Below are 24,520 nucleotides of genomic sequence, written 5' to 3'. Positions count from 1 at the left end.
GTGGCTCACCAGTGGCGCGGGGTAATCCGCGAATATGCCGATCGTCTACCAGTAGATGAAAACACCAAGGTCATCACCCTGGGCGAAGGTGGCACCCCTTTGGTGTACGCCCCAGCCCTGTCGGCACACACCGGCAACGAGGTGTACCTCAAGGTTGAAGGCATGAACCCCACCGGGTCTTTTAAAGACCGCGGTATGACCATGGCGATGACCGCCGCGGTAGCCGCCGGCGCGAAGGCAGTGGTTTGTGCTTCCACCGGTAACACCTCGGCTTCGGCCGCCGCCTACGCCACCCAGGCAGGCCTGAAGTGTGCGGTATTGGTTCCGGACGGCAAGATTTCCATGGGTAAGCTCTCCCAAGCGATCGCCCACGGTGCTGACATTATCCAGATCGACGGCAACTTTGATAACTGCCTTGAGGTCGCGCGCAAGCTCTCGGAAAACTACCCGGTCTTCCTCGTGAACTCGGTAAACCCGGCCCGTATCCAGGGGCAGAAGACCGGTGCGTTTGAGGTCGTTGACTTCTTGGGTGACGCCCCGGATTACCACATGCTGCCAGTGGGCAACGCGGGAAATATCACCGCGTACTGGAAGGGCTACAAGGAGTACTCCTCGCAGTTCACCAACGAAGCAGGCAAGGTCCTTGAGCCGGTAGCCACCAAGACTCCGATCATGTGGGGCTTCCAGGCTGAAGGGGCCGCTCCGATCGTGGCCGGCCATCCGATCACCGAACCAGATACCATCGCCACCGCGATCCGTATCGGCAACCCTGCATCATGGGAGCAAGCTGAAGCAGCACGCGATGAGTCCGGCGGACAGATCGATTCGGTTTCCGACGAGCAGATCTTGGAAGCACACCGTTGGCTCTCAAGCCGCGAAGGTGTTTTTGTGGAGCCTGCCTCGGCCGCCGGCGTTGCCGGGTTGCTCAAGCACCACGCCGCTGGCAATGCTCCAACCGGCAAGAAAATTGTCATCACCGTCACCGGCCATGGCCTGAAAGATCCGGACTGGGCCCTGAAACAGGCTGATGGTTCAGCTGTCACTCCCAAGAAGGTCGGCTTCGACGTTGTTGAGGTAGCTGGCGCACTGGGCCTGGCCTAGAACCGTTGCCGGTGATTCACCGGCTGATCCTGGCCCGTCGCGCCTTGGCAGGTTTTCCAGTTCGGATGCCTGACCGGGGGTGGCGGGCCATTGTCCATTTTCTTTATTCCTGTTTCGACACTGAAGGAACCATGACGCAGCAGATCGCCTTGGGACAACACCTGATCGTTTGCCCACCTGCCACCTCCGCCAACCTTGGCCCAGGCTTCGACTCACTGGGTCTGGCCCTGGAATACCGGGACCGTCTGGTGGTGCGGACAGCTGCACTCAGCAGGGTTGAAATTACTGGGGACGGCGCCGATGAGCTGCCTAAGGACGAATCGCATCTGATCATCAAAGAGATGCACCATTACTGGAGGCAGGCAGGTTTTGAGCCGGTCGGTGTTCAGCTAGAAGCCGAGAACAACATTCCTCACGCTCGCGGCATGGGATCCTCAGCCGCGGCAATTGTTGCCGCCTATGCTGCGGCCGATGCACTCTTGCCAGTGGGTGCGCGTTGTGGAACAGAAGGTATTTTTCAGGCGGCCGCCGCGTGGGAAGGACATCCGGATAATGTGGCCCCGGCGGTCTTTGGTGGCTTGAGCATTTCCTCGACCAAAACCGATGGCAGTTTTGATTCGGTACAGGTACCACTGCATAGCGATCTTCAGGCAGTGCTGGCGATTCCTTCCAACGGTTTGTCCACCGAAGTTGCCCGCGGTGCACTGCCAGCGCAGGTTGAACACAGTATCGCGGCTGCCAATAGTGCCAGCGCGGCCTTGCTGATTCATGCGCTGAGTAACGATCCTTCGGTCTTGTTGGCCGGCACCAAGGACTACCTGCATCAGGATTACCGCGCCGCGGCGATGCCTGAAAGTGCGTCGTTGATCACCACCTTGCGTGAGGCCGGACTGGCAGCTGTGGTCTCAGGTGCAGGTCCCACGGTACTAATTTTGGTCTCCGGCCAAGAACAGGTGGAGCAGGCCCTGGCGATGATCCAAGAGTTTTCTGCGGAATCTACAGTGTCGTGGCGTGCAGAAGTTCCTCAGCTTGCTACCAACGGTGTTACAGTAGAAGTGCTGTAACACTAGGGCAGGCAAGAACTGTTGGGTCCTAGCACGGTTCAAATCTCTTTTGGCCAGTGTTGATACGGACAAGTTCGGTTCTTGAACCCCACATTGTTCGTCCAGCCGTTCCGGATCTTCCTGCCGTTCACAGCAATTTTGATATCCCACACTTATGCACAGCCTCGTGCCGTCGAGATATCAGACCTCTTATATATTCCACCGCAGTTTAGTGACCTGGTTTCTGGGCACGCTCGGCGGAAGGTGCGGTAGCCATGAATTCTTCGGCTACAACACATCATTTACGGCATAGTGGGCCTGCCTTGAAGCGGCCCATCCTACGAGTCAGAAGGAACTTTCGTGACCGAAACCACGAGCCTCAACGAAGGCGTGGACACCAAGACTTCCGAAAACAAGAGCGCCGGTCTGGCCTCTTTGAAGATGACCCAGCTTCAGCAGTTGGCTTCGCAGCTGGGAATTACCGGCGGATCGCGGATGCGCAAGGCTGATCTGGTTAAGGCCATCGGCGATCATCAGCGCGGCGGCTCCGTTGCCGCAAAGGAAGCAAAATCAGCAAAGGCTGAAACCGCAACGGCACCAGCCACCGATGCCGCACCAACCGAAACCAAGGCTCGCTCCCGCCGTGCACCAAAGAGCGCTCCGGCAGCAGAAGCTGAAGAAGCACCTGCTGAACAGCCGGTTGCTCAGCCTGCCAGCGACGCTGAACCAGCGCAGAAGCCAGCACGCACTCGTCGTCCATCGCGTCGCGTGACCGACTCCGGTAAGGCCCCAGCTGCTCAAGCGCCAGCTCAAAGTGCTGAAGCACCAGCAGTTGCAGAACCGGCCGAGGCAGCACCGGTAGAGCAGAAGGCCCCACGCCAGCGCCGCAACTCCAAGGCCAAGGCCGAAGCAAACGCTGAGCAGCCAGTAGCTCTGGAGGCAGAGCCAAAGGCAGAAGCCACCGAGAACAACACCGATGCACGCGAAGAGCGTCGTGAGCGTAATAACAATCGCCGTGATCGCAACAACCGTCGCGAGCGCAACAACGACCGTAACGAGCGCACCGAGGCAGCCGAGTCGGAGAATAACACCGAGGGCCGCGAAGAGCGTCGTGAACGTGGCAACCGCCGCGAGCGCAACAACGATCGTAATGACCGCAACGAGCGCAATGAGGCAGCCGAGTCGGAGAATAACTCCGAGGGTCGCGAAGAGCGTCGTGAACGTGGCAACCGCCGCGAGCGCAACAACGATCGTAACGACCGCAACAACGATCGTAACGACCGCAACAACGATCGCAACAACGATCGCAACGACTCCGGCGAGAACGAGAACGAGGATCGCAACGATCGTAATGATCGTGGCAACCGCCGTGAGCGCAACAATGATCGTAATGATCGCAATAACCGTCGCGAACGCAACAACGACCGCAACGATCGTAATAACCGCAACCGCCGCAACCGCCGTGATGACGACGAGCCACAGCTGAGCGAAGACGACGTCGTATTGCCGATCGCCGGCATCTTGGACGTACTGGAGAACTACGCCTTTGTTCGTACCTCCGGCTACCTGCCCGGCCCAAGCGACGTCTACGTCACCCTGGGTCAGGTCAAGAAGTACAACCTGCGCAAGGGCGACGCCATCGTTGGTGCGATCCGCCAGCCACGCGAGGGCGAGACCCCGAACCCACGCCAGAAGTTCAATGCCCTGGTGCAGCTGACTTCGGTCAACGGCAAGAAGCCAGAAGATAACCGTGAACGTGTTGAGTTCAACAAGCTGGTACCGCTGTACCCAACCGAGCGCCTGCGCCTAGAAACCGATCCAAAACTGGTCGGCCCACGTGTTATCGATCTGGTTTCGCCCATCGGTAAGGGCCAGCGCGGTCTGATCGTTTCGCCTCCTAAGGCCGGTAAGACCCTGATCCTTCAGGCTATTGCCAACGCGATTACCACCAACAACCCAGAAGTCCACCTGATGATGGTTCTGGTTGATGAGCGTCCCGAAGAAGTTACCGATATGCAGCGCACCGTCAAGGGCGAAGTTATTGCTTCGACCTTCGACCGCCCAGCCGATGACCACACCACCGTGGCTGAACTCGCTATCGAGCGCGCCAAGCGCCTGGTGGAAATGGGCATGGATGTTGTCGTTCTGCTGGACTCGATGACTCGCCTGGGTCGTGCCTACAACCTGGCAGCCCCAGCTTCGGGTCGCATCCTCTCAGGTGGTGTCGACTCGGCTGCACTGTACCCACCAAAGCGTTTCTTCGGTGCTGCCCGCAACATCGAAAACGGTGGCTCGCTGACCATCCTTGCCACCGCACTGGTGGAGACCGGGTCCAAGATGGACGAGGTCATCTTCGAAGAATTCAAGGGCACCGGCAACATGGAGCTTCGCCTCTCACGTCAGCTGGCCGAGAAGCGCATCTTCCCAGCCGTTGATGTTAACGCTTCTTCCACCCGCCGTGAAGAGCAGCTGATGAGTGCCGAAGAGGTGCGCATCATGTGGCGTCTGCGTCGTATGCTTTCGGGCATTGATCCACAGCAGGCTCTGGAAGTGCTCACCGGAAAGATTCGCGAAACCGAATCCAACGCGGAATTCTTGATGCTGGTCAACAAGACCACCCCAAACAAGGATTAGTTGCTCTACCCGCCATGGCGTCCAGCCAGTATGCCCACCTCGGGCTGCTGGCTGGACGCCATCGGCGCGTAGTGAGAGTTTGACCCACTAGAATTTAATCTCAGCAGCCCGTTAGGCCCTTTGGTCTCACTGCGCGGGCACCGCCGACAAGGAAAGCACATCACCATGTTCGAATCCGTCAAGACGCTACTAGAAGAGCATGCCCAGATCCAGGCGCAGCTCTCGGATCCGGCGGTGTACGCCGACCAATCGCTGGCCCGCAAGCTCGGCCGCCGTTCCGCACAGCTCAACGGCATCGTTGAGGCCTACAACCGCTGGCACAGCGCCACCGAAGATCTGGAAGCAGCCAAGGAAATGGCTGACGAAGATCCAGATTTTGCAGAAGAGGTGCAAACCCTCACCGCAGCGATGCCTGAGCTGGAAGAAAAGCTACGCCGTCTGTTGATCCCACGCGACGAGAATGATGCCCGTGACGTCATCCTCGAAGTTAAGGGTGGTGAAGGTGGCGATGAGGCAGCACTGTTCGCCGCCGACCTCTTGCGCATGTACACCCGTTACGCGGAGCACAAGGGCTGGAAGGTCGAAATGATCTCCTATAACGAGTCCGACCTTGGCGGTTACAAAGATGCCCAGGTGGCGATCAAGGGCAAGTCCAACGATCCAGCAGAAGGCGTATACGCCCAGCTGAAGTTCGAAGGTGGCGTACACCGCGTGCAGCGTGTGCCAGTGACCGAGTCCCAGGGCCGTATTCACACTTCGGCCGCCGGCGTACTGGTATTGCCAGAAGTTGATGAGCCAGAAGAAGTTGATATCCACCAGAACGATCTGAAGATCGATGTGTACCGTTCTTCGGGTCCTGGTGGTCAGTCGGTGAACACCACTGACTCCGCCGTTCGCATTACCCACCTGCCTACCGGCATCGTGGTGGCCATGCAGAACGAAAAGTCACAGATCCAGAACCGTGAAGCCGCGATGCGCGTCTTGCGTTCGCGTTTATTGGCTCACCAGCAGCAGATCATTGACGAGGAAAACTCGGCAGTGCGTGCCAGCCAGATCCGCACTATGGATCGTTCCGAGCGTATTCGTACCTACAACTACCCAGAAAACCGCATTGCTGATCACCGCACCGGGTACAAGGCCTACAACCTTGACGCAGTAATGGGCGGCGAACTGCAGCCGGTTATCGAATCCTGCATTCAGATGGATGAGGAAGAGCGCTTGGCAGCGCTGGGCGAGTAAGAACAGAATTGGAAGAACTATCTGTCGTACGTCGTCAGGCGATTGCGGCATTGGCCGACGCCGGGGTACCAAGCCCCGGCGTCGACGTCGACCTACTGCTCTGCCACGTTTTGGGCATCAATCGTTCCGAACTTAAACTCCGCGAGCTGCGTGGCGAAGAATTCGAGACTGGAGCCCGTGAAGAATTCACCGAATTGGTGGCTGCACGGCGAACCCGTGTGCCGTTGCAGCATTTAACTGGTGTAGCCCATTTCCGATATTTGGAACTGAAGGTCGGACCGGGGGTCTTTACCCCTCGTCCGGAAACTGAATCTGTAGTTCAGTTGGGGCTGGATTTTGTGGCGCAACAGGGTCTTAGGACACCACAGTGCATTGACTTGTGCTCGGGTTCTGGAGCCATCGCGGCCGCGTTGGCTAGCGAAATCCCTGGTTCAAAAGTCTGGGCCGTTGAGCTCTCCGATGACGCGATTCAGTACACCCGAGCCAACGCGCAGGCACATCAGGTGACGGTGCTGCATCAGGACGCCACCAAACTTCCCATTCAGCTGGAGGGCACCATGGATTTGGTGGTTTCAAATCCTCCCTACATCCCACCGAATGCGATTCCGCGAGAAGTTGAGGTTCGCGACTACGACCCGGAAATGGCGCTGTATGGATTGGGTCAGGACGGTCTGCAAATCCCTCGGGCCATCACCGAACAGGCGATGAAGCTCCTGCGTCCTGGTGGATTTTTTGTCATGGAGCATGCAGAGGTGCAGAAAGATGCCGCCGCTGCGATGCTCAGCGACGCCGGATTCGTCGAGGTTACCGGACATGAGGACCTCACCGGGCGAGCCCGCGCAACCTGTGGATACGCACCACACCGTTAAGTAGTACCACCGAGCACGCTAAGTGCATGAAAGAATGATCCCGTGAGCACAAGATTTTTGGTAAGCAACGAGCAAGAACACGCCGAAGGCATTGCTGCGGCGAAAACCGCCTTGGCCCAGAAGCGATGCATCGTCTTGCCTACGGACACCGTGTATGGAATCGGTGCTGATGCTTTTAGCCCGCAGGGTGTAGCGATGCTCTTGGCTGCGAAGGGTCGTGGACGCACGATGCCCCCGCCAGTACTGATTGCCCAGAGCGCCACCATGGACGGGCTGGCCCGTGATATTCCAGATGCAGCGCGCAAGCTGGCTGAGGCATTCTGGCCTGGTGGACTCACCCTGATCTTGCAGGCCCAGCCTTCATTGACCTGGGATTTGGGGGAGACCCGCGGAACGGTTGGTCTGCGTGTGCCCAACGATGACACCGCATTGGAACTGTTGCGAGAAACTGGTCCGTTGGCTGTGTCTTCGGCGAACCGTACTGGGCAACCAGCCGCCTTGGATGTTGACTCCGCCCTAGAACAACTCGGTGAATCGGTAGATGTCTACCTAGATGGCGGGTCACGCGGCGAAATCGGAGACGACGTGGCACCGTCCACCATTATCGACTGCACCGGTGAATTTTTGAAGGTTGTCCGTGCCGGCGCTATTTCCATTCAGGAGTTGCGCGTTGTTGTTCCTGAAGTGCTCGACTTGGGACAGGATGCCCCGGGCCAGGACGCATGAGAATATACCTACTGCTGATCGCCTTTAGCTTCACCTCTTCCTATGTGCTGACTCCCATTGTGCGCTCGGTAGGGCACCGGTTTACCAGCAACCAGCTGTTGCGTGATCGCGATCAGCATCAGGTGCCAATTGTGAAATTCGGCGGGGTGGCAATCATCGCTGCCTTCAGCATGGGTTTATGGTTCGCCGGGAACTTCCACTTCTTCAGGGGAGTTTTTAGCGGCAGCGTGCCGCAAGGCCTCAGTTTTGCATTACTGGTCATTTTGATCCTCGGCCTGGCCGATGACATGTTTGACCTACGGTGGTGGATCAAGCTGCTAGGGCAAATTCTCGTCGGTTTCATCATGGCCACCCATGGGGTATTGATTCAGTCGCTCCCAGTGGGGTCATGGCAGATCCACGAACAATGGCTACAGATTGTACTGACAGTCTTTTTGGTTGTACTTACGATGAATGCCATCAATTTCTCTGACGGACTGGACGGATTGGCTGCGGGCCTTGCCGCCATAGGTGCGGCAACGTTCTTTGTTTATTCCTACGTGCTGGCCACCCACGTCAGCGCCGATGACTACGCGAATGTCGGCGCGTTGTTATGTGCCTTGCTCTTGGGGGCGTGCTTAGGATTCTTGCCGCATAACTTCAACCCCGCGAATATCTTCATGGGGGAGACCGGGGTGCTGACCATCGGGTTGATTCTCTCGGTAGCTGCCATCGCGGTCACTGGTGACGTGCGTGGACTTGAAGCACAGCGCTTCCGCAACATTCCCGCCTATATGCCAGTGGTTTTGCCGATGGTTATCGTCTTCCTACCAGTACTAGACCTTGTACTCTCGGTGTTCCGCAGGCTGGCTAACAAACGCTCACCCTTTTCCCCGGACTCCAAACACATTCACCATCGCATGTTGGCTCAGGGCCATTCGGTGCGCCGTGCAGTGATCTTGCTCTACATTTGGGCGGCCGTAATTGCCGTATCGGTGGTGTCCGTTGCCTTCATTCCAGTGGTGCTCGTGGCGCCTGTAGCCTTGCTACTCTTCCTTGCCGCTGCGGTTGGCACCTGGTGGCCCCTGGTCTTGCGCAGATTTGTTGCATTACGCAAGCGTCTAGGCAAGGCCTGATCCTGGCCGGTTGGCCATGTAACCCGCAAGCAAGGGCTTTCTATCTCGTGTAGAATTCAGAATGGATCTTCTTCCGGACGCTCTTTTTGGGTGAGCGGAAGTTTCAAGTTTCATCAGCATCGTTGGTGCATGATGGTTCCTCGAATTTGACGAAGAAAGGTTGCGGACATGACTTCTGGTTCTGCCCGCATCAGTGTTTCGTCAGCTGAGAAGTCCATCTGGTTGCCGATTCTGGCTTTGTCACTGGTGTATTCGCTGATTGCCACCGCCGCATTTTTCCTGATTTCGTGGTTGGTTGCAGATCTTCGATACGCGCAGTCGGGCGCATTGGCGGCAGGGATAGTCATTAGCTTTTTTGCTATAGGCATCTTGATCGCCGAAGCAGCGGGACGAATTCGCCGCACGTGGGCTATGCCCGCGTTTTTGGGCGCATATGTCATCAAGGTTTTTGGTATCGCCTTCGTGTTGTTGAACCTGGGTTTGCCCGAATGGGTCAACCGACAGGGATTCGTTCTTGCAGCAGCAATCTCACTCGTTGCCTGGCAGATTGGTGAAGTGCGAGCTTTCATGAAGGCTCGTCTTGCTATCTACAACGAGGACTAGAGATTTCCCGAAGGCGATATGTCTCAAGGAATGCTGTGAGTTTGATAAGCTTACTACGGGTCATTTTTAGCTGAGCGCATTAAAGCGTAAGGCTGGATACTAAATGCTTTCGCAGGGAAACCTGCTGATGGCGCCTCATCAGGGTTGATGCCTCTGGCAACGGCTGTGATGAGATCCCGTTTGATCTTTTCTTCACACGGTGAGAGGCAGTTTCCGCCAGTCACCGCCTTTTGCCCGTGACCGTTACTGCAGAGAGGACAGCGCGTTGTTCGCGTTTGCGCTCCCAATGGCCTCCGAAGAAGGCGGCTTTATCCCGCCAACCGTGCATGATACCCACCTACCTGAGATTTTCCCTTGGGCAGCTGAGTACGGTACTGGTTTCGGCAAGCAGATGCTCATGATCGCTTTGTCGGTTGTGCTTATCTCTTGGTTCTTCACCACGGCCATCAAGAACCCGAAATTGGTTCCAGGCAAGATGCAGTACCTCGCTGAGTCCGGTTACGCCTTTGTGCGTAACGGCATCGGCCGCGACATCATCGGCGAGAAGAACTTCCGCCCATGGATTCCGCTGCTGTTCGCGACTTTCTTCTTCGTACTGCTCAACAACCTCTTCGGTGCGATTCCGTTCCTGCAGCTTCCATCGTTCTCACACGCTGGTTCTGCATACGCGATGGCCATCATCATCTACGGCACCTGGATTGCTGTAGGTCTGAAGAACCACGGTATCCGTTACTTCAAGTTGGCAGTCACCCCACCAGGTGTCAGCCCAGTGATGTTGATCCTGCTGGTGCCTTTGGAAATCATTTCTAACTTCATCGTTCGCCCGCTGACGCACTCGCTGCGTTTGATGGCAACGATGCTGGCAGGCCATATCATTGTGATGCTGGCAGCCTCAGGTGCTCGTTACCTGATCGTCGTCCAGGACCAGCTGGCACTGAATGGTGTTGGTGTTCTGGTAATCGTCGGTTACGTAGCAATGTACTTCCTTGAATTGTTGATCATGGTTCTGCAGGCGTTTGTCTTTACGCTGCTGACCGCGATCTACATCCAGGGTGCAATTGAAGCTGACGCCCACTAGGCCATTTCTTATTTACTAAATCCCAAAAGTTCTTCCTTGGACCTTCAAGGAAAACCTCCACAACCTACCGGCTAAGAAGCACGGTATCTTGAAAGGAAAAATCGCATGAGCGGCTCCCTGAACATGATCGGTTACGGTCTGGCAGCAATTGGTTCGGCTATCGGCGTGGGCTTGATCTTCGCTGCTTACATCAATGGTGTTGCACGTCAGCCAGAAGCACAGCGCATCCTGCAGCCAATCGCAATGCTTGGCTTCGCACTTGCTGAAGCACTGGCCATCCTTGGCCTGGTTTTCGCCTTCGTTATCAAGTAAGTCCTTCCCGGCTGTAGTGGCCTCGCCACTATCGCGAGGCATACACACAAGTGGAAACTATTAGATAAGGAATGGTGAGAATGAATAGCACTGACTTCATCCTCGCTGCGGAAGAATCGGTCAATCCGCTGCTGCCTAACCCGTGGGAAATTCTCGCCACAGGCGTTGGCTTCGCGGTGCTCCTGTTCATCGTCATCAAGGTGATTGCTCCGAAGTTCGAGCAGGCTTATGAAGATCGCGTTACCGCGATCGAGGGTGGCCTGGAGAAGGCCGAAGCAGCGCAGAAGGAAGCAGAGGAGACCTTGGCACAGTACAAGGCTCAGCTTCTAGAAGCACGCACCGAAGCGAACCGCATCCGCGAGGAAGCTCGCAGCGAAGGCGCTCAGATCCTTGAAGATCTGAAGACCAAAGCAACCGACGAGGCTACTCGCATCAGCGAGCAGGCTCAGCGTCAGATCCAGGCTGAGCGCGTAGCTGCTCAGGCATCGCTTCGCACCGACGTGGGCACCTTGGCCACCGAGCTTGCAAGCAAGATCGTTGACGAAGCTCTGAAGGACGACGCCCGTGCACAGCACGTGGTTGATCGCTTCCTGAATGATCTGGAATCTCAGCAGAGCGCAGGTGCATCGAACTAATGGCAAGTGTATCGAGCGAGTCATTGGCAAAGGCCTTGGAGTTCTTGGAACCCAAGTTGGCACTGGCATCTATTGAGTTGCCAAAGGAACTGTTCGCGGTCCTGGAAGTACTGGATGCAAATGCCGGTCTTCGCCGAGCATTGACTGATCCTGCCCGTGAAGATGCCGAAAAGGCAAGCCTTTTGGCTCAGCTGTTGCGCGGTAAGGTTTCGGCTACTGCCGAGGAAACCGTCGCTCAGTTGGCTTCAACCCGCTGGAGCTCGGAACGCGACATTAGCGATGCGCTGGAAACGCTGGCAGTGACTGCGGTGACCGCAGTGGCTGAACAGAACAACGGCGCTTCAGGACTGAACAAGCTGGAGCAGGATCTGTTCTCCTTCATCGAGGTAGTGCGTGGTAACCACGAGCTACAGCGTGCGTTGGATGATGCACAGGCCCCAGTTGAAGCTAAGCGCAATCTTGCGCTGAAGCTTGTGCCTACCGCGTCGCAGACCTCGCAGGTTTTGATCGCTCAGGCTGTTTCAAACCCACGTGGTTTGAAGCCTGCAACGCTGGTTGAAAGTTTCGTAGAGCTTGTGGCCAAGCGCCAGCAGCGTTGGATCGCTTCGGTGACCAGCTCTGTAGAGCTTTCGGAACTGCAGCGTTCGCGTCTGCAGACCAGCCTGAACAAGCTATACGGTCGTCAGCTTAAGCTCAACTCCACTATCGACCCATCGATTGTCGGTGGACTGGTAGTCAAGGTTGGCGACGAAGTAGTCGACGCTTCCGTGGCATCACGTGTGGCCGAATTGCGCCGCACACTGGTTGGCTAGAACTTTTGCCAGGAGGCTAACTCCTGGCAGAGGTTCCGGCTTTCCGGGACCAACACAGACTTCATTCACATCGATCCACCGTTCTTGAGGGTGGATCACAATTTAGGAGAGCAGGGACTGCAGATGGCCGATTTGACCATCAATGCCAACGACGTCCGCAATGCCCTAAACGAGTTCGCATCTTCCTACGAACCGGGTAAGGCAGAGCGCACCGAGGTGGGACGCGTCGTCGCCGCGAGCGACGGCATCGCCAAGGTGGAAGGTCTTCCTTCCGTCATGGCCAACGAGTTGCTGAAGTTCGAAGATGGCACCCTGGGCCTGGCCCAGAACCTCGATACCCGTGAAATCGGTGTCGTTGTGCTTGGTGACTTCACCGGCATCGAAGACGGCCAGAAGGTAGAGCGCACCGGCGAGATCCTTTCGGTTCCAGTCGGCGACGGTTACCTAGGTCGCGTTGTTGACCCACTGGGTGAACCACTGGATAACCTTGGCCCAATCGAGGCCGAGGGACGTCGTGCACTGGAACTTCAGGCACCAGGCGTTACCCAGCGCAAGAGCGTTCACGAACCAATGCAGACCGGTCTGAAGGCTATCGACGCCATGATCCCGATCGGCCGTGGCCAGCGTCAGCTGATCATTGGTGACCGCCAGACCGGTAAGACCGCGATCGCGGTTGACACCATCTTGAACCAGCGCGATAACTGGGCAACCGGTGATGAAACCAAGCAGGTTCGTTGCATCTACGTGGCAATCGGCCAGAAGGCATCGACCATCGCTGCCGTACGCCAGACCCTCGAAGAGCAGGGTGCCCTGGAATACACCACCATCGTGGCTTCCCCAGCATCTGATCCAGCGGGCTTCAAGTACCTCGCACCATACGCAGGCTCGGCCATCGGCCAGCACTGGATGTACGGTGGCAAGCACGTACTGATCGTCTTTGATGATCTGTCCAAGCAGGCTGAAGCTTACCGCGCCGTGTCGCTGTTGCTGCGCCGTCCACCAGGACGCGAAGCATACCCGGGCGACGTTTTCTACCTACACTCCCGTCTGCTTGAGCGTTGTGCCAAGCTGTCCGACGAGCTGGGTGCAGGTTCGATGACTGGTCTTCCAATCATCGAAACCAAGGCAAACGACGTGGGCGCGTTCATCCCGACCAACGTGATCTCGATCACCGACGGTCAGATCTTCTTGCAGTCGGACCTGTTCAACGCTAACCAGCGTCCAGCTGTCGACGTGGGTATCTCGGTATCCCGCGTTGGTGGTTCGGCACAGGTCAAGGCAATGAAGAAGGTCTCCGGTACTTTGAAGCTTGAATTGGCTCAGTACCGCGACATGCAGGCATTCGCCATGTTCGCTTCGGATCTGGATGCCGCTTCCAAGCAGCAGCTGACCCGTGGTGCACGCCTGATGGAACTGCTTAAGCAGGGTCAGTACACCCCTTACGCCGTTGAGGATCAGGTCGTTTCGATCTGGGCCGGCACCAACGGTTACCTGGACGATGTTCCAGTTGAGGACGTACGCCGTTTCGAAGCTGAGTTCATTGACTACCTGCGTCACCGCACCGACGTGCTGACCGTTATCGGCCAGACCGGCAAGTTGGAGAACGAGACCCTGGAAGCTATGAAGTCCGGTATCACCGACTTCAAGGCTGGCTTCTTCGGTGCAGGCAGCGACCAGCTGGTTGCCGCTGGCCACGAGGAGCATGACGCTCTGAACGCCGAGTCCGTTGACCAGGAACAGATCGTCAAGCAGAAGCGCTGACAATTTTCTTGTGCTGAAGTTGCGGCGCCGGTAACGGCGCCGCAACAACAGCACAGGGGATAAGGAAAGGACACACATGGGAGCCCAGATTCGGGTCTACCGCCAGAAGATCGGATCGACCAAGTCGATGCGCAAGATCTTCAAGGCGATGGAACTGATCGCTGCATCCCGCATTGGTAAGGCACGTACGCGTGTCGCGGCATCACTGCCATACGCCAATGCGATTACCCGTGCAGTAACCGCCGTCTCGTCCCAGGCCGATGTCGAGCATCCACTGACCACCGAGCCGGCGCAGGTACGCCGCGCCGCGGTCTTGGTGATGACCTCGGACCGAGGACTTGCCGGGTCCTACTCCGCCAGCGTTCTGAAGCAGGCAGAGCACCTTGTGGAACTCCTGCGTGAAGAAGGCAAAGAAGTCAAGACCTACTTGGTCGGCCGTAAGGCTCAGGCTTACTTTGATTTCCGTTCACGAGAGTACGCACGAGTGTGGACCGGAGAAACTGATTCTCCGCGTTTCGAAACCGCACGCGAGCTGCGTGACGTTCTCCTAGAGGACTTCGACACCGATTATGAAGAGGGTGGCGTAGAAGAAATTCACGTCGTTTACACCCAGTTCAAGTCGATGGTCACGCAGGAACCGACGGTCATCCGTCTGTTGCCGTTGGAGGTTGTCGAGGATGAATCCGAGACTCCAACCGACGAGCTTTTGCCACTGTACGAGTTTGAGCCATCGGCGGAAGAAGTGCTTGACGCACTGCTTCCACGCTACATCGAGTCCCGCTTGTTCAACGCCCAGCTGCAGTCCGCAGCCTCGGAGCTTGCTGCACGTCAGCGCGCGATGAAGGCTGCAGGCGACAACGCCGGCGAACTGATCAAGAAGTACACACGATTGCTCAACAATGCCCGTCAGGCTGAAATCACCCAGGAGCTATCGGAAATTATTGCCGGCGCAGACGCGCTGAACAGCTAATTCCCCCTAGTTCCGACCAGACAAGAAGTGAGAAAGATGACTGCCCAACTCAACGAGCAGGTTACCGCAGGGGCCATCGGTCGCATCGCGCGCGTGACTGGCCCGGTCGTGGACGTCGAGTTCCCAGCCGACGCACTGCCTGCTATCTACAACGCACTGACCGCTGAGCTGACCCTCAACGGCGAAACCAAGAAGATCACCTTCGAAACCAGCCAGCACCTCGGTGAAGGCCTAGTTCGTGCGGTATCGCTTCAGGCCACCGACGGCCTGGTCCGCGGTACCTCCGTGACCGACACCGGCGCTGCTATCTCCGTCCCAGTAGGCGACGGCGTTAAGGGCCACATCTTCAACGTATTGGGCGACGCCCTGGACGTTGATAACTCGGAGATTCAGGTCACCGAGCGTTGGCCAATCCACCGTCAGCCACCTAAGTTCTCCGAACTTGAAGGCTCGACCGAAATGCTGGAAACCGGCATCAAGTCGATCGACCTTCTCACCCCATACATCAAGGGTGGAAAGATCGGCCTGTTCGGCGGCGCTGGCGTTGGCAAGACCGTTCTGATCCAGGAAATGATCACCCGTGTTGCACGTAACTTCGGTGGTACTTCGGTATTCGCTGGTGTTGGCGAGCGTACCCGTGAGGGTAACGACCTTTGGGTCGAAATGGATGAGGCTAACGTTCTGAAGGACACCGCCTTGGTGTTCGGTCAGATGGATGAGCCACCTGGAACTCGTCTGCGCGTGGCACTGTCGGCACTGACCATGGCGGAATACTTCCGCGATGTTCAGAACCAGGACGTGCTGCTGTTCATCGACAACATCTTCCGCTTCACCCAGGCCGGTTCCGAGGTGTCGACCCTACTGGGCCGTATGCCTTCCGCCGTGGGTTACCAGCCGAACTTGGCCGATGAAATGGGTCTGCTTCAGGAACGAATCACCTCGACTAAGGGCCGCTCGATCACCTCGATGCAGGCTGTTTACGTCCCGGCCGATGACTACACTGACCCGGCTCCAGCAGCAACCTTCGCTCACTTGGATGCAACCACCGAACTGTCGCGTGAAATCGCGTCGCGTGGTCTGTACCCAGCGATCGATCCGCTGACTTCGACCTCGCGCATCCTTGATCCGCAGTACATCGGCCAGGCTCACTACGATGTTGCCATCCGTGTGAAGGCTATTCTGCAGAAGAACAAGGAACTGCAGGACATCATCGCGATCCTGGGTATCGACGAACTGGGCGAAGAGGACAAGATCGTCGTTGCTCGCGCACGTCGTATCCAGCAGTTCCTTTCGCAGAACACCTACACCGCAAAGCAGTTCACCGGTGTTGAGGGTTCGACCGTGTCGATCAAGGACACCATCGAAGGCTTCAAGGCTATTTGCGATGGCGACTTGGACCACATTGCAGAGCAGGCGTTCTTTAACATCGGCGGTCTTGACGACGTCGAGCGCCAGTGGGCCGAAATCCAGAAGGCTAGCTAGTTATGGCTGAGCTTCAGGTCGAAATCGTCGCGGCGGATCACTTCGTGTGGTCCGGCGCTGCGAAGCTGGTCAAGGCTCGCTCGGTAGACGGCGAGATCGGCGTATTGCCTGGTCACGTTCCGATGCTTTCGGTGCTTGCCGCTGGGGACCTGGAAATCGATCCAGTGTCCGAGTCACGCTTCTCGGTTCAGGTTGACGGTGGATTCTTCTCCGTTGAATCTGACCGCGTCGTGATCGTTGCTGACAACGCTGTGCTTGGTACCGCAGCGTAGGCGATGAATTGTTTGAGATAACCGCACCAGTTCTAATCGCTCTGCTGATCTTGATCGGCATTGCAATGTTCTTTGGCGCCATGGCTGTGCGCCGCATTCAATTGCGGCGCACGCTGGGCACCTTTGATGCCTCCATTCAAACGCCTCAGGGCAAATGGATGATGGTCATCGGCCGCTACGGCGGCGGACATATAGATCTGTTGCGGTTTTTCTCTGTTTCGCCGGTACCACGGTTCCAACTGAACCGACGGGGTTTGGATATTTCCGGAACCCGGCGAGCCACCGATGATGAATCCTCACGCATCCCGCCAGGATTTATTATCGTGATGCTCACCAGAAACGGGGAAGAGCTACTGCTAGCCATGGACTATCGTGACTACACTGGTTTTTCGGCATGGCTTGAAGCCGGGCCGATTGCCGGAAGCTGGCAGATCTAAAACTTGATACGAAGAAGCCACCGTGAACCAAGGCTCACGGTGGCTTTCACGTATCCTCAATCAGTGGATCTGCCTAGAGGTAGTCGCCCTTTCGGATGCTCTGGGCAAGTTGCAGATGAGAATCTAAGATTAGTGCGTCCGCAGCAAATCCATAATGCAGTGACCCAACTTCATCGGCCAGACCGATGAGCGAGGCTGGAATGCTGGTCGCAGAAGTTACTGCCTGCACCAGTGGAACACCGGCGGCCACGGTGTGCTGAAGAATTTCAAGCAAGGTACTGGTGCCACCGGCCAATGAATCATCTTTTGCCAGCCGGGCCTGACCTTCTACCACGTTCACGTCTTGAGGACCCAGCGTATAGGCGCCATCTTGCAGGCCGGTGGCAGCCATGGAGTCGCTGACGAGCAGAATATTGTTCGCACCCACCAGGCGGTATACCAACCGAACTGTATCGGGGGATAGATGCACTGAGTCAGCGATCAGTTCCACAAAGGCATTGTGGTTCGCGGCTTCCTCAAGGCAGGCGGCAACCGGACCCGGTTCCCGGTGGTGCAGGGATGGCATGGCATTGAACAGGTGAGTGACAGTGGGGCGTTCGGTGAAGCCATCCACCCCAGCGCTACGCAGTTCTTCGCGGGCGAATCGCAGCGAATCGGCGGCCACCTGGGCACTGGCGTTGGTATGGCCCAGGGAAGGGACTACACCGTGGGAGACGAGCTGTTCGATGAGATCTTCACTGCCTGGCAATTCTGGTGCGTAGGTCATGGTGCGCAACTGACCGCGGCTGGCAGCGACCAACTGTGAGACCAACTCTGGATCCGGGTCGCGAAGTGAAAATGGGTCTTGGGCGCCACAACGCTGAGAGGATAGGAACGGGCCTTCAGCGTGGATTCCAGCAATCTTGCCACTTTCAGCAAACTCCGCCAGTATCTCCGCGGAGGCAACCATGGCATCCGGTTCGGCAGTGACTAAGGATGCGAGCAGCGTTGTGGTTCCACTACGGTGTAAAAATTCAAGGGCATCGGTGATGGTTGCATGATCAGGGGCGGAGAAATCTGCACCCATGGCGCCGTGGCAGTGCAAATCAACAAGGCCTGGGATGATGATCGACCCGGCGTCGAGCTTGCGGACCTCGTAGTCTGCCGAATCAGGCAGGGCGGTGAAGTCATCAACGTTTCCAGCGAATCTGATGCGGTCACCGTCAACGGCCAACACGCCGTCAGTCACCTCAAGTCCATCGGAAACTAGGGTGGCGAAAAGTGCATAGCGCGTTGTAGTCATGTTCCCAGCTTAGAAGAGAGATTGCATCTAGTCACCGGCTTGAAGACAAATGAATTTCTGCAAATCGACTTGGGGCAGTTTAGTCAGCGTTTTCGGGGTGTGCAGCGAGTTGTCGCAGGGTTTGCATCGCTGTAGGGCTCTGGACGGTCTCTGGCTGTGCCTCACGCACGTTGCGAGCAGTCTGTCGGCCTTGTGCAACGTTGCCGAAACTCTGCTTGAGCGAGCGGTAGACCCGCCGGAACATGCGGTAGAGCAAGAATCCAATGACTATGGCGAGAATACCTAGCAGCGCAGCGAGGACCGGTAGCAGTACTGCAGCAAAGACAAGAACGAGGGCACCAAAATCCTCGATGAGGCTACGCACCCACTGCGTGAGCGGTTCCAGGACGACATTGCTTGCCGCGGTCACCGAAGATTTGCCCAAGCTCACGCTCAGGGCCGAACCGCCTCCGAGCAGCCCGGTGAGCACCGCCACTTCAACACTGGAATTGGCCCCTAGACCTACGCCCACCAGGGCGCCGAAAATCGGGCGCAGCCACACGGAAACGGTTTCCATAGACAGATTCAGAAAAGGGATCTTATCTAGGCCGGCTTCACCAATGGCAAGCACCGCACAGATTCCTAGGACCCAAGGGTTAGACAGGCTCTGGGGGATCTGGTTGGCCGTTGTTGCCAGCCAATCGGGAGCGGTATCAGGGATCAGAAGCCCGGCCAGCCCCAATGCCAAAACAGTGAAATAGGGTCGAAGGCCTGCGGCAGAGCCGCTACCAATGGCCATAAGTGAAGCGGTCAGCGGATCCACAGTTCCTCCTGAATCGGAATACTGATCTATTGCAGCACCAGAATCAGGTGTTGGTGCAAAATACAGTAGCAGTGAATCGAACTTGAGGGGATAGGGAGATTAGAACAGGCGACCGGCCGAGTCATCGACACCACGCATGGCATCATAATCTAAAGTGAGGCAACGGATTCCGCGGTCCTCTGCCAAGGTGCGGGCCTGTGGCTTAATCTGCTGGGCTGCAAAGATTCCGGTCACCGGGCGTAGCAGGGGATCACGATTGAGCAGTTCGAGATAACGAGTTAGCTGTTCAACACCGTCAATGTCGCCGCGGCGCTTAAGCTCGACTGCCACGGTTGCGCCTTGATGATCGCGGGCAAGGATATCGACCGGACCAATCGGGGTCATATATTCGCGCCGGATAAGCTTATGACCCTCTCCGAGCAGTTCAATTTGCTCGGCCAGCAATCGCTGCAGGTCTGCCTCAACGCCATCTTTGATCAGCCCTGGATCGGTGCCAAGAATGTGCGCCGAGTCGTGCTCGAAGCTATGGAAGTTGATGGTTAACTTATCATCGGTCTTCGCGCTGGACACGGTCCACGTGGCGATTGCACCCATAGCCGCTGCATCTTCATCGGGTTCAATCTCGTGAAGAGTTAATGGGGGATTCATCCAGTTTAATGGCTTGTAACTACCACCATCTGAGTGAATGAGCACCGAGCCGTCGGCCTTGACCATCACCAGACGAGTCGCCAACGGGAGGTGGGCACGAAGACGGCCCTCATAATCTACTGAACACTTTGCAACCACTAAACGCACCTCACACACTTTACTAGGTGGTTGCGTAAAGAGCTGGGAGATACGGCATGATTAATGACATGCCTCGTTCAAATCGACCTCGCCGCCCTAAGAGCTCACGTGTGAACAAGGCGCGGAATTATAACGAAGAATCAGAGTATGAAGCTGGCAGTGATGATTGGCTGCAGAAAGCCCGCTTTGGTGTGGTTCGCCTGCAAGATGCGCCCGACGGCCAATGGCACGTACGCCAAATTTCACCGATGAATGCCAGCAAGGTTTACACTTGCCCGGGATGTAACCGACAGATCGGCGTTGGGGTAGGGCATCTGGTGGCGTGGCGAGCGGACCATTGGTCTGGTGATGACGCCGCAGCCAACGCCAGACGACACTGGCATCCGCATTGCTGGGATACCCGCTCATATCGTTATTAGGACTTCATCTCGGCGGTGAAAGTCAGGATTAACGCCGGTCCTGTCGTGCGATAAATACTTCGCGTAATAGGATCATGGCGCTGGCCGCCACCGGGATAGCCATCAACGCACCGGTCACACCCGCCAGAGTTCCACCCGCAATCACGGAGATCACCGCAACGGCACCTGGCACCGCAACGGCTCGACGCATGATGCGTGGGGAGACGAAATAGGCTTCAACCTGCAGGTAGCCGAAGTAGCACACCGCATAAATCACCGCGGTTTGCCAACCCAGTGACAAAGTCACCAAGGTGACCAGAATGCCGGCGATCACTCCACCGACCAACGGGATGAAGGCTAGAACCGCGACGAGCAAGGTCAGCAAGGCAGTGAATGGGACGCCCAGAATTGTCATCAATAGCAGTGCCACCAGCGCATTGAGTATCGCCACGGTGGCCTGACCCATTACGTAGTTACCCACCGAACGAGTAATGCGTTCGGCCAATTCGGTCACGCGTTCACGCTTGGAACGTGGGGCAAGGCGCAACGAGAAGCCCATCATGCCGGGTAATGACGCCAGGAAGTAAATGGCCAACACCAAAACGATCAGCACACCGAACATGGATTGCGCGACCGTTTGCGACACGCCGAGAACGCCACCAAAAACGTTGGTGACGGCGCCCGAGTCACCAAAGAAACGATCCACCTCTTCGGTAATTCTTTCGGTGAGCGCGTACTGGGTGTCGATGTCCTGCACCCACTGTGTGTTCAAAAAATCGGCCACTATCTCAGGTGCCCGCGCAATGAACGTGGAGATTTGATTGACCAAGGTAGGGATGATCAAAGCCATGAAGCCGCCAAAAATTAGCAACAACCCCACCATGGTGGCCACAACAGCCAGTGGCCGCGAGAGCCCCTTACGAACCAAGAATCGAACCACTGGATCTAGACCCAGAGCGATAAACAGGGCAATGGCGATCCATGTGAGCAAGGAGCCAACATTGGCCAGGACATAGTAGCCGCCAAGGGCCAAACCCACGCCAATAGTGGCAAGGAAGCCCATGGAGATCGGATGAAGCATAGGGAAAGGATCAAAGACCTCATCCGAATGGTGCTCCGGTTCCTCGCCCAATGCCGCGGCGCGCGCAGGAACATTAAAGAATTTGTTCAGCGTTGTGCCAAACCGTTGCAACAGGCCGCTCGGCGCCGATAGCGCTTGCGTCGGCAAAGTAGCGGAGTCACTCTGGGCGGAAGTACCGTGAGTCTGTGGTTCGGGCGTTGATGATTCTGCACCGGATTGTGGCGCGTTAGTGGCTTCGTCGCTCCTGCGAGGATCACGACGTTCTTCCGGCTGATCTGGCTCCATGGCACTGAGCATATCGCGGGTTCGGCACGATTTTGTGCTTCAAGACACCGAGTGCAATACCTCATGAGTCACTTCACAACCAAAGAACGGAACCATGATCGCGCCGGACTCGTTAGACTTGGGACAGAACTGCTGTGAGACGTAGGCGAATAGGTGAACTCGTGCGAAAAGTAATCTCCGTGATCGCGATGCTTCTGGGGGCCGCGGCCCTTGTTGTAGGCATCGGACAGAAGACCTTTTGGGCCCCGCCCGAAACGGTCACCGCTTCAATGCCGCAATTGGACGGTGAGGCGCCGCTGACATTGATCGAACCATCGATCGATGACTCTAATCTTGACCCCATTGATCTAGTTATCAAGAGCAAAGGTGAATTCACCGCGTCTCTCGGCCGTAGCTACGATGTTGACGCTTGGGTAGATAAGGCAGCGCACGTGTCGCTGACCGGTATCGATACCGAGAACCACAAGATGATCGCCGAATACGTCAAGGGCGACGCGCAGGTTCCAAACCCTGCTGGTGATGACATCTTCTTCGATTCCCAGAAGGCCGATGGCACCATGACCTACCGTTGGACTGCTCCAGATTCCGGTGATTGGTCGCTACTTTTGGCTGCTGACGGAAAGGACGCCGCTCCCGTGGATATTTCCGTAACCTACGCTAACGACGACGCGATGCCATTCGCCTTGCCGCTGATCATTGCCGGCGCCTTGTTGCTAGTCTTCGGACTGGCCCTGCTGGTCATGCGCCCGAACAAGCCAAAGACCAAGGGCGCTAACACTCAGCACTCGGTAGCAGCAGCTGCCGTTGTTGCCCTGGCGATTTCCGGGGTGACCCTGCCAATGCAGCCATCGGATGATGCCAGCGCGTCACCTTCGGAGTCTGCTTCCAAGTCCGCCGATGCTAGTTCCAGCCCAGCGGCTTCGCAGTCTGCTGATGAATCTGCCCCAACTTCAAGCAGCGCGAAGGAAACTACCCAGTTCCCAGTGCTGACCGAAGAACAGCTGAAGAACGTCCTAGCGGATGTTCAGAAGCAGGTGGAAGCCGCCGATGAGAAGAACGATGCGAAGGCCTTGGAGTCTCGCGCCGCTGGAGCGTTCAAGTACCTTCGTGGGCAGCGCTATGACATGCTCAAGAAGAAGTTCCGCGTGGACAAGCCACAGACCTTGAACACCCAGGTTTTGCGCTCGGCAGCGGTGCCTAACGCAAGTGAGGCAAAGTTCCCTCGTGTAATCTCCGTTGTCACTGCCAAGGACAACGATGCTAATACCCTTCCACAGGCTTTGACCTTGGTACAGAAGAGCGCGCGCGAAAACTATCAGGTCGTCTTTGCCGGACAGATGCTGCCTAGCTCTTCCTTCCCAGGTATCGCCGTTGGTGACCCAGCAACCAAGCAGCTGACCGCCAATGCCAAGGATCTACTGCTTTCCCCAGAAAAGGCACTGGATGCCTTAGGTGATGTGTTGACCAACGAGAAGTCGAAGCAGGCCGATAAGTTTGCTGATTCCGATTTCATCAAGGCTATCCACGCAGCTCAGAAGACCGAGTCCAAGGACGCCAATGAGGCCGATGTGAGTTACAAGCGCTCGGTCACCAAGACCGACACGTACGCTGTTTCCACCCCAGATGGCGGAGCAATTGTTGCAGGCAAGCTGGAGAACAAGGCATTGTTCGAACGCACCAAGGATGCTGATCCGCTCAAGAGCTCGGATAAGCTCACCCAGCAATTGTTGGGTAAGAATGAATCCACTGGCAATGTGGAGAGCACCTATGCCGAACCGGTGATGTTCTACATTCCAGCTGCCGATTCCGACGATAAGATCCAGCTGATCTCGGCTGACCAGGTCCTGCTCAGCGTGAAAGAAGTTGACTAGTACCCATGACACAAGAGAACATCCCATCGACTCGTGGCGCGGTGGACCTGTCGGCACTGGCTAACCAGGCACCGCAGGCCACCGATAGCCCGGCCCCAACCGCTGCCAGTTGGACCACCAAGTTAGATGAAGCGGCATTCCAGCAATTTGTGGGCCTGTCCCAAAGTGTTGCCGCCATCGTCTCCTTGGGTTCGCCTCGTGTGCAAGTATCGGCCGATCTTGACGCAACGCTGACCCGTTTAGTTGATGCCAAGGACGGTAAGTTTGTTCTTGGTTTGGTTGACGCAGAAACTTACCCGCAGATTGCTCAGGCTTTCCAAGCCCAGCAAATCCCGATGGTTGTTGCGTTGGTCAAGGGTCAGCCAGTGCCACTGTTCCAAGGCCCTGCCGCCGAAGAACAAATCAGTCAGCTCCTGGTACAGCTTGAGCAGTTGGCTATCCAGCAGGGATTGACCGGCACGGTTCCTCCGTTCTCCGGCACGCCAACGCAGACCGAGCCAGCGCTGCCTCCATTGCATCAGAAGGCTGTCGACGCCATCGATGCGGGAGACTACGCTGCGGCTGAAGCTGCGTACCATGAAGCGTTAAATGAAAAGCCCAACGATCACGAAGCTCAGATTGGCATCTATCAGGTTCGTTTGCTCTCACGTACGCAGAATCTGGATCTGAACAAGTCCCGCGAACTGGCTGCACAGAATCCCGAGGATCTTGCTGCCCAGTTGGACGTGGCTGATCTAGATGTCATCGGTGGGCACGTGGAAGACGCGTTTGCTCGCTTAGTTTCACTCATTGCGCGCTTGGCCGACGATGAGCGTGAGCGCGTTCGCCGTCGTCTCATTGAGCTCTATGCAGTGGTCGGTAATACTGATCCGCGCGTGGCTGCGTCCCGCCAGAAATTGGCGCGCGTACTGTTCTAAATCACGGCT

24 protein-coding genes are annotated in these 24,520 nt (G+C 56.8%); 20 read left to right on the top strand and 4 right to left on the bottom strand.

Annotated elements, in window-relative coordinates; all coding sequences use genetic code 11:
• From thrC to FJV47_RS07360, 17 genes are all read left to right on the top strand, one after another.
• Positions 1–1,101, top strand: a complete 1,101-nt coding sequence (thrC, locus tag FJV47_RS07440) for a threonine synthase (protein WP_159611587.1) — start codon at positions 1–3, stop codon at positions 1,099–1,101.
• Between the two features lie 131 nt (positions 1,102–1,232).
• Positions 1,233–2,165: a homoserine kinase gene (gene thrB, locus FJV47_RS07435; protein ID WP_159611585.1), complete on the top strand. Its 933-nt coding sequence runs from the start codon at positions 1,233–1,235 to the stop codon at positions 2,163–2,165.
• Between the two features lie 339 nt (positions 2,166–2,504).
• Positions 2,505–4,778, top strand: a complete 2,274-nt coding sequence (rho, locus tag FJV47_RS07430) for a transcription termination factor Rho (RefSeq protein ID WP_159611583.1) — start codon at positions 2,505–2,507, stop codon at positions 4,776–4,778.
• 165 nt (positions 4,779–4,943) lie between these two features.
• Positions 4,944–6,017: a peptide chain release factor 1 gene (gene prfA / locus FJV47_RS07425; protein WP_159611581.1), complete on the top strand. Its 1,074-nt coding sequence runs from the start codon at positions 4,944–4,946 to the stop codon at positions 6,015–6,017.
• Between the two features lie 8 nt (positions 6,018–6,025).
• Positions 6,026–6,886 carry a peptide chain release factor N(5)-glutamine methyltransferase gene (prmC, locus tag FJV47_RS07420; RefSeq protein WP_159611579.1) on the top strand — a complete coding sequence of 287 codons (861 nt, stop codon included), beginning with the start codon at positions 6,026–6,028 and terminating at the stop codon, positions 6,884–6,886.
• Positions 6,887–6,928: 42 nt separating this feature from the next.
• Positions 6,929–7,612: an L-threonylcarbamoyladenylate synthase gene (locus FJV47_RS07415; protein WP_159611577.1), complete on the top strand. Its 684-nt coding sequence runs from the start codon at positions 6,929–6,931 to the stop codon at positions 7,610–7,612.
• The gene (locus FJV47_RS07410) at positions 7,609–8,727 is read left to right on the top strand and encodes an MraY family glycosyltransferase (RefSeq protein ID WP_159611575.1); all 1,119 of its coding nucleotides are present in this window, start codon (positions 7,609–7,611) and stop codon (positions 8,725–8,727) included. The genes FJV47_RS07415 and FJV47_RS07410 overlap by 4 nt, the downstream gene beginning before the upstream one ends.
• A gap of 168 nt (positions 8,728–8,895) precedes the next feature.
• The gene (locus FJV47_RS07405) at positions 8,896–9,330 is read left to right on the top strand and encodes a hypothetical protein (protein ID WP_159611573.1); all 435 of its coding nucleotides are present in this window, start codon (positions 8,896–8,898) and stop codon (positions 9,328–9,330) included.
• A 286-nt stretch (positions 9,331–9,616) separates the two neighbouring features.
• Positions 9,617–10,408 carry a F0F1 ATP synthase subunit A gene (gene atpB, locus FJV47_RS07400; RefSeq protein ID WP_159611571.1) on the top strand — a complete coding sequence of 264 codons (792 nt, stop codon included), beginning with the start codon at positions 9,617–9,619 and terminating at the stop codon, positions 10,406–10,408.
• Positions 10,409–10,513: 105 nt separating this feature from the next.
• Entirely contained in the window at positions 10,514–10,720 is a 207-nt protein-coding gene (locus FJV47_RS07395) for an ATP synthase subunit C (RefSeq protein WP_022876338.1), read from the top strand.
• A gap of 80 nt (positions 10,721–10,800) precedes the next feature.
• Complete coding sequence (locus FJV47_RS07390; RefSeq protein ID WP_159611569.1) at positions 10,801–11,355, top strand: F0F1 ATP synthase subunit B; 555 nt, start codon at positions 10,801–10,803, stop codon at positions 11,353–11,355.
• On the top strand, positions 11,355–12,167 hold the full coding sequence (locus FJV47_RS07385) for a F0F1 ATP synthase subunit delta (protein WP_159611567.1): 813 nt from the start codon (positions 11,355–11,357) through the stop codon (positions 12,165–12,167). The genes FJV47_RS07390 and FJV47_RS07385 overlap by 1 nt, the downstream gene beginning before the upstream one ends.
• Positions 12,168–12,290: 123 nt before the next feature.
• A complete protein-coding gene (gene atpA, locus FJV47_RS07380) occupies positions 12,291–13,928 on the top strand; it encodes a F0F1 ATP synthase subunit alpha (protein WP_159611565.1) in 1,638 nt (545 codons plus the stop codon).
• Positions 13,929–14,004: 76 nt separating this feature from the next.
• Positions 14,005–14,898 (top strand): F0F1 ATP synthase subunit gamma, encoded by an 894-nt coding sequence (locus FJV47_RS07375; RefSeq protein ID WP_159611563.1) that lies wholly within the window; start codon positions 14,005–14,007, stop codon positions 14,896–14,898.
• A 36-nt stretch (positions 14,899–14,934) separates the two neighbouring features.
• On the top strand, positions 14,935–16,380 hold the full coding sequence (gene atpD, locus FJV47_RS07370; RefSeq protein ID WP_159611561.1) for a F0F1 ATP synthase subunit beta: 1,446 nt from the start codon (positions 14,935–14,937) through the stop codon (positions 16,378–16,380).
• Between the two features lie 2 nt (positions 16,381–16,382).
• Positions 16,383–16,652: a F0F1 ATP synthase subunit epsilon gene (locus tag FJV47_RS07365; RefSeq protein ID WP_131087871.1), complete on the top strand. Its 270-nt coding sequence runs from the start codon at positions 16,383–16,385 to the stop codon at positions 16,650–16,652.
• Between the two features lie 8 nt (positions 16,653–16,660).
• Complete coding sequence (locus tag FJV47_RS07360; RefSeq protein WP_159611559.1) at positions 16,661–17,089, top strand: DUF2550 domain-containing protein; 429 nt, start codon at positions 16,661–16,663, stop codon at positions 17,087–17,089.
• 73 nt (positions 17,090–17,162) lie between these two features.
• Here the strand turns inward: FJV47_RS07360 and FJV47_RS07355 are convergent, their stop codons facing one another.
• The 3 genes from FJV47_RS07355 to nucS all read right to left on the bottom strand — a co-directional run bounded on the left by FJV47_RS07355 (position 17,163) and on the right by nucS (position 19,968).
• Positions 17,163–18,371 carry an N-acetylglucosamine-6-phosphate deacetylase gene (locus FJV47_RS07355; RefSeq protein WP_159611557.1) on the bottom strand — a complete coding sequence of 403 codons (1,209 nt, stop codon included), beginning with the start codon at positions 18,369–18,371 and terminating at the stop codon, positions 17,163–17,165.
• A gap of 79 nt (positions 18,372–18,450) precedes the next feature.
• Positions 18,451–19,173, bottom strand: a complete 723-nt coding sequence (locus FJV47_RS07350) for a DUF4126 domain-containing protein (RefSeq protein ID WP_159611555.1) — start codon at positions 19,171–19,173, stop codon at positions 18,451–18,453.
• Positions 19,174–19,272: 99 nt separating this feature from the next.
• On the bottom strand, positions 19,273–19,968 hold the full coding sequence (gene nucS / locus FJV47_RS07345; protein WP_159611553.1) for an endonuclease NucS: 696 nt from the start codon (positions 19,966–19,968) through the stop codon (positions 19,273–19,275).
• 59 nt (positions 19,969–20,027) lie between these two features.
• Here nucS and FJV47_RS07340 point away from each other — a divergent pair, with 59 nt between their 5' ends.
• Positions 20,028–20,378 (top strand): hypothetical protein, encoded by a 351-nt coding sequence (locus FJV47_RS07340; protein WP_159611551.1) that lies wholly within the window; start codon positions 20,028–20,030, stop codon positions 20,376–20,378.
• Positions 20,379–20,406: 28 nt separating this feature from the next.
• On the opposite strand, the gene FJV47_RS07335 is transcribed toward FJV47_RS07340, so the two are convergent.
• Positions 20,407–21,723, bottom strand: coding sequence for an AI-2E family transporter (locus tag FJV47_RS07335; RefSeq protein ID WP_159611549.1), 1,317 nt, complete (start codon positions 21,721–21,723; stop codon positions 20,407–20,409).
• A 161-nt stretch (positions 21,724–21,884) separates the two neighbouring features.
• Here FJV47_RS07335 and FJV47_RS07330 point away from each other — a divergent pair, with 161 nt between their 5' ends.
• The gene (locus FJV47_RS07330) at positions 21,885–23,594 is read left to right on the top strand and encodes a hypothetical protein (protein ID WP_159611547.1); all 1,710 of its coding nucleotides are present in this window, start codon (positions 21,885–21,887) and stop codon (positions 23,592–23,594) included.
• A gap of 5 nt (positions 23,595–23,599) precedes the next feature.
• Complete coding sequence (locus FJV47_RS07325) at positions 23,600–24,511, top strand: co-chaperone YbbN (protein ID WP_159611545.1); 912 nt, start codon at positions 23,600–23,602, stop codon at positions 24,509–24,511.
• Positions 24,512–24,520: the final 9 nt, after the last annotated feature.

The organism is Glutamicibacter sp. JC586 (assembly GCF_009805585.1).
Lineage (GTDB): Bacteria > Actinomycetota > Actinomycetes > Actinomycetales > Micrococcaceae > Glutamicibacter.
The sequence above is the reverse complement of the archived record's forward strand: the minus strand, read 5'-3'. Positions and strand labels throughout refer to the sequence as shown.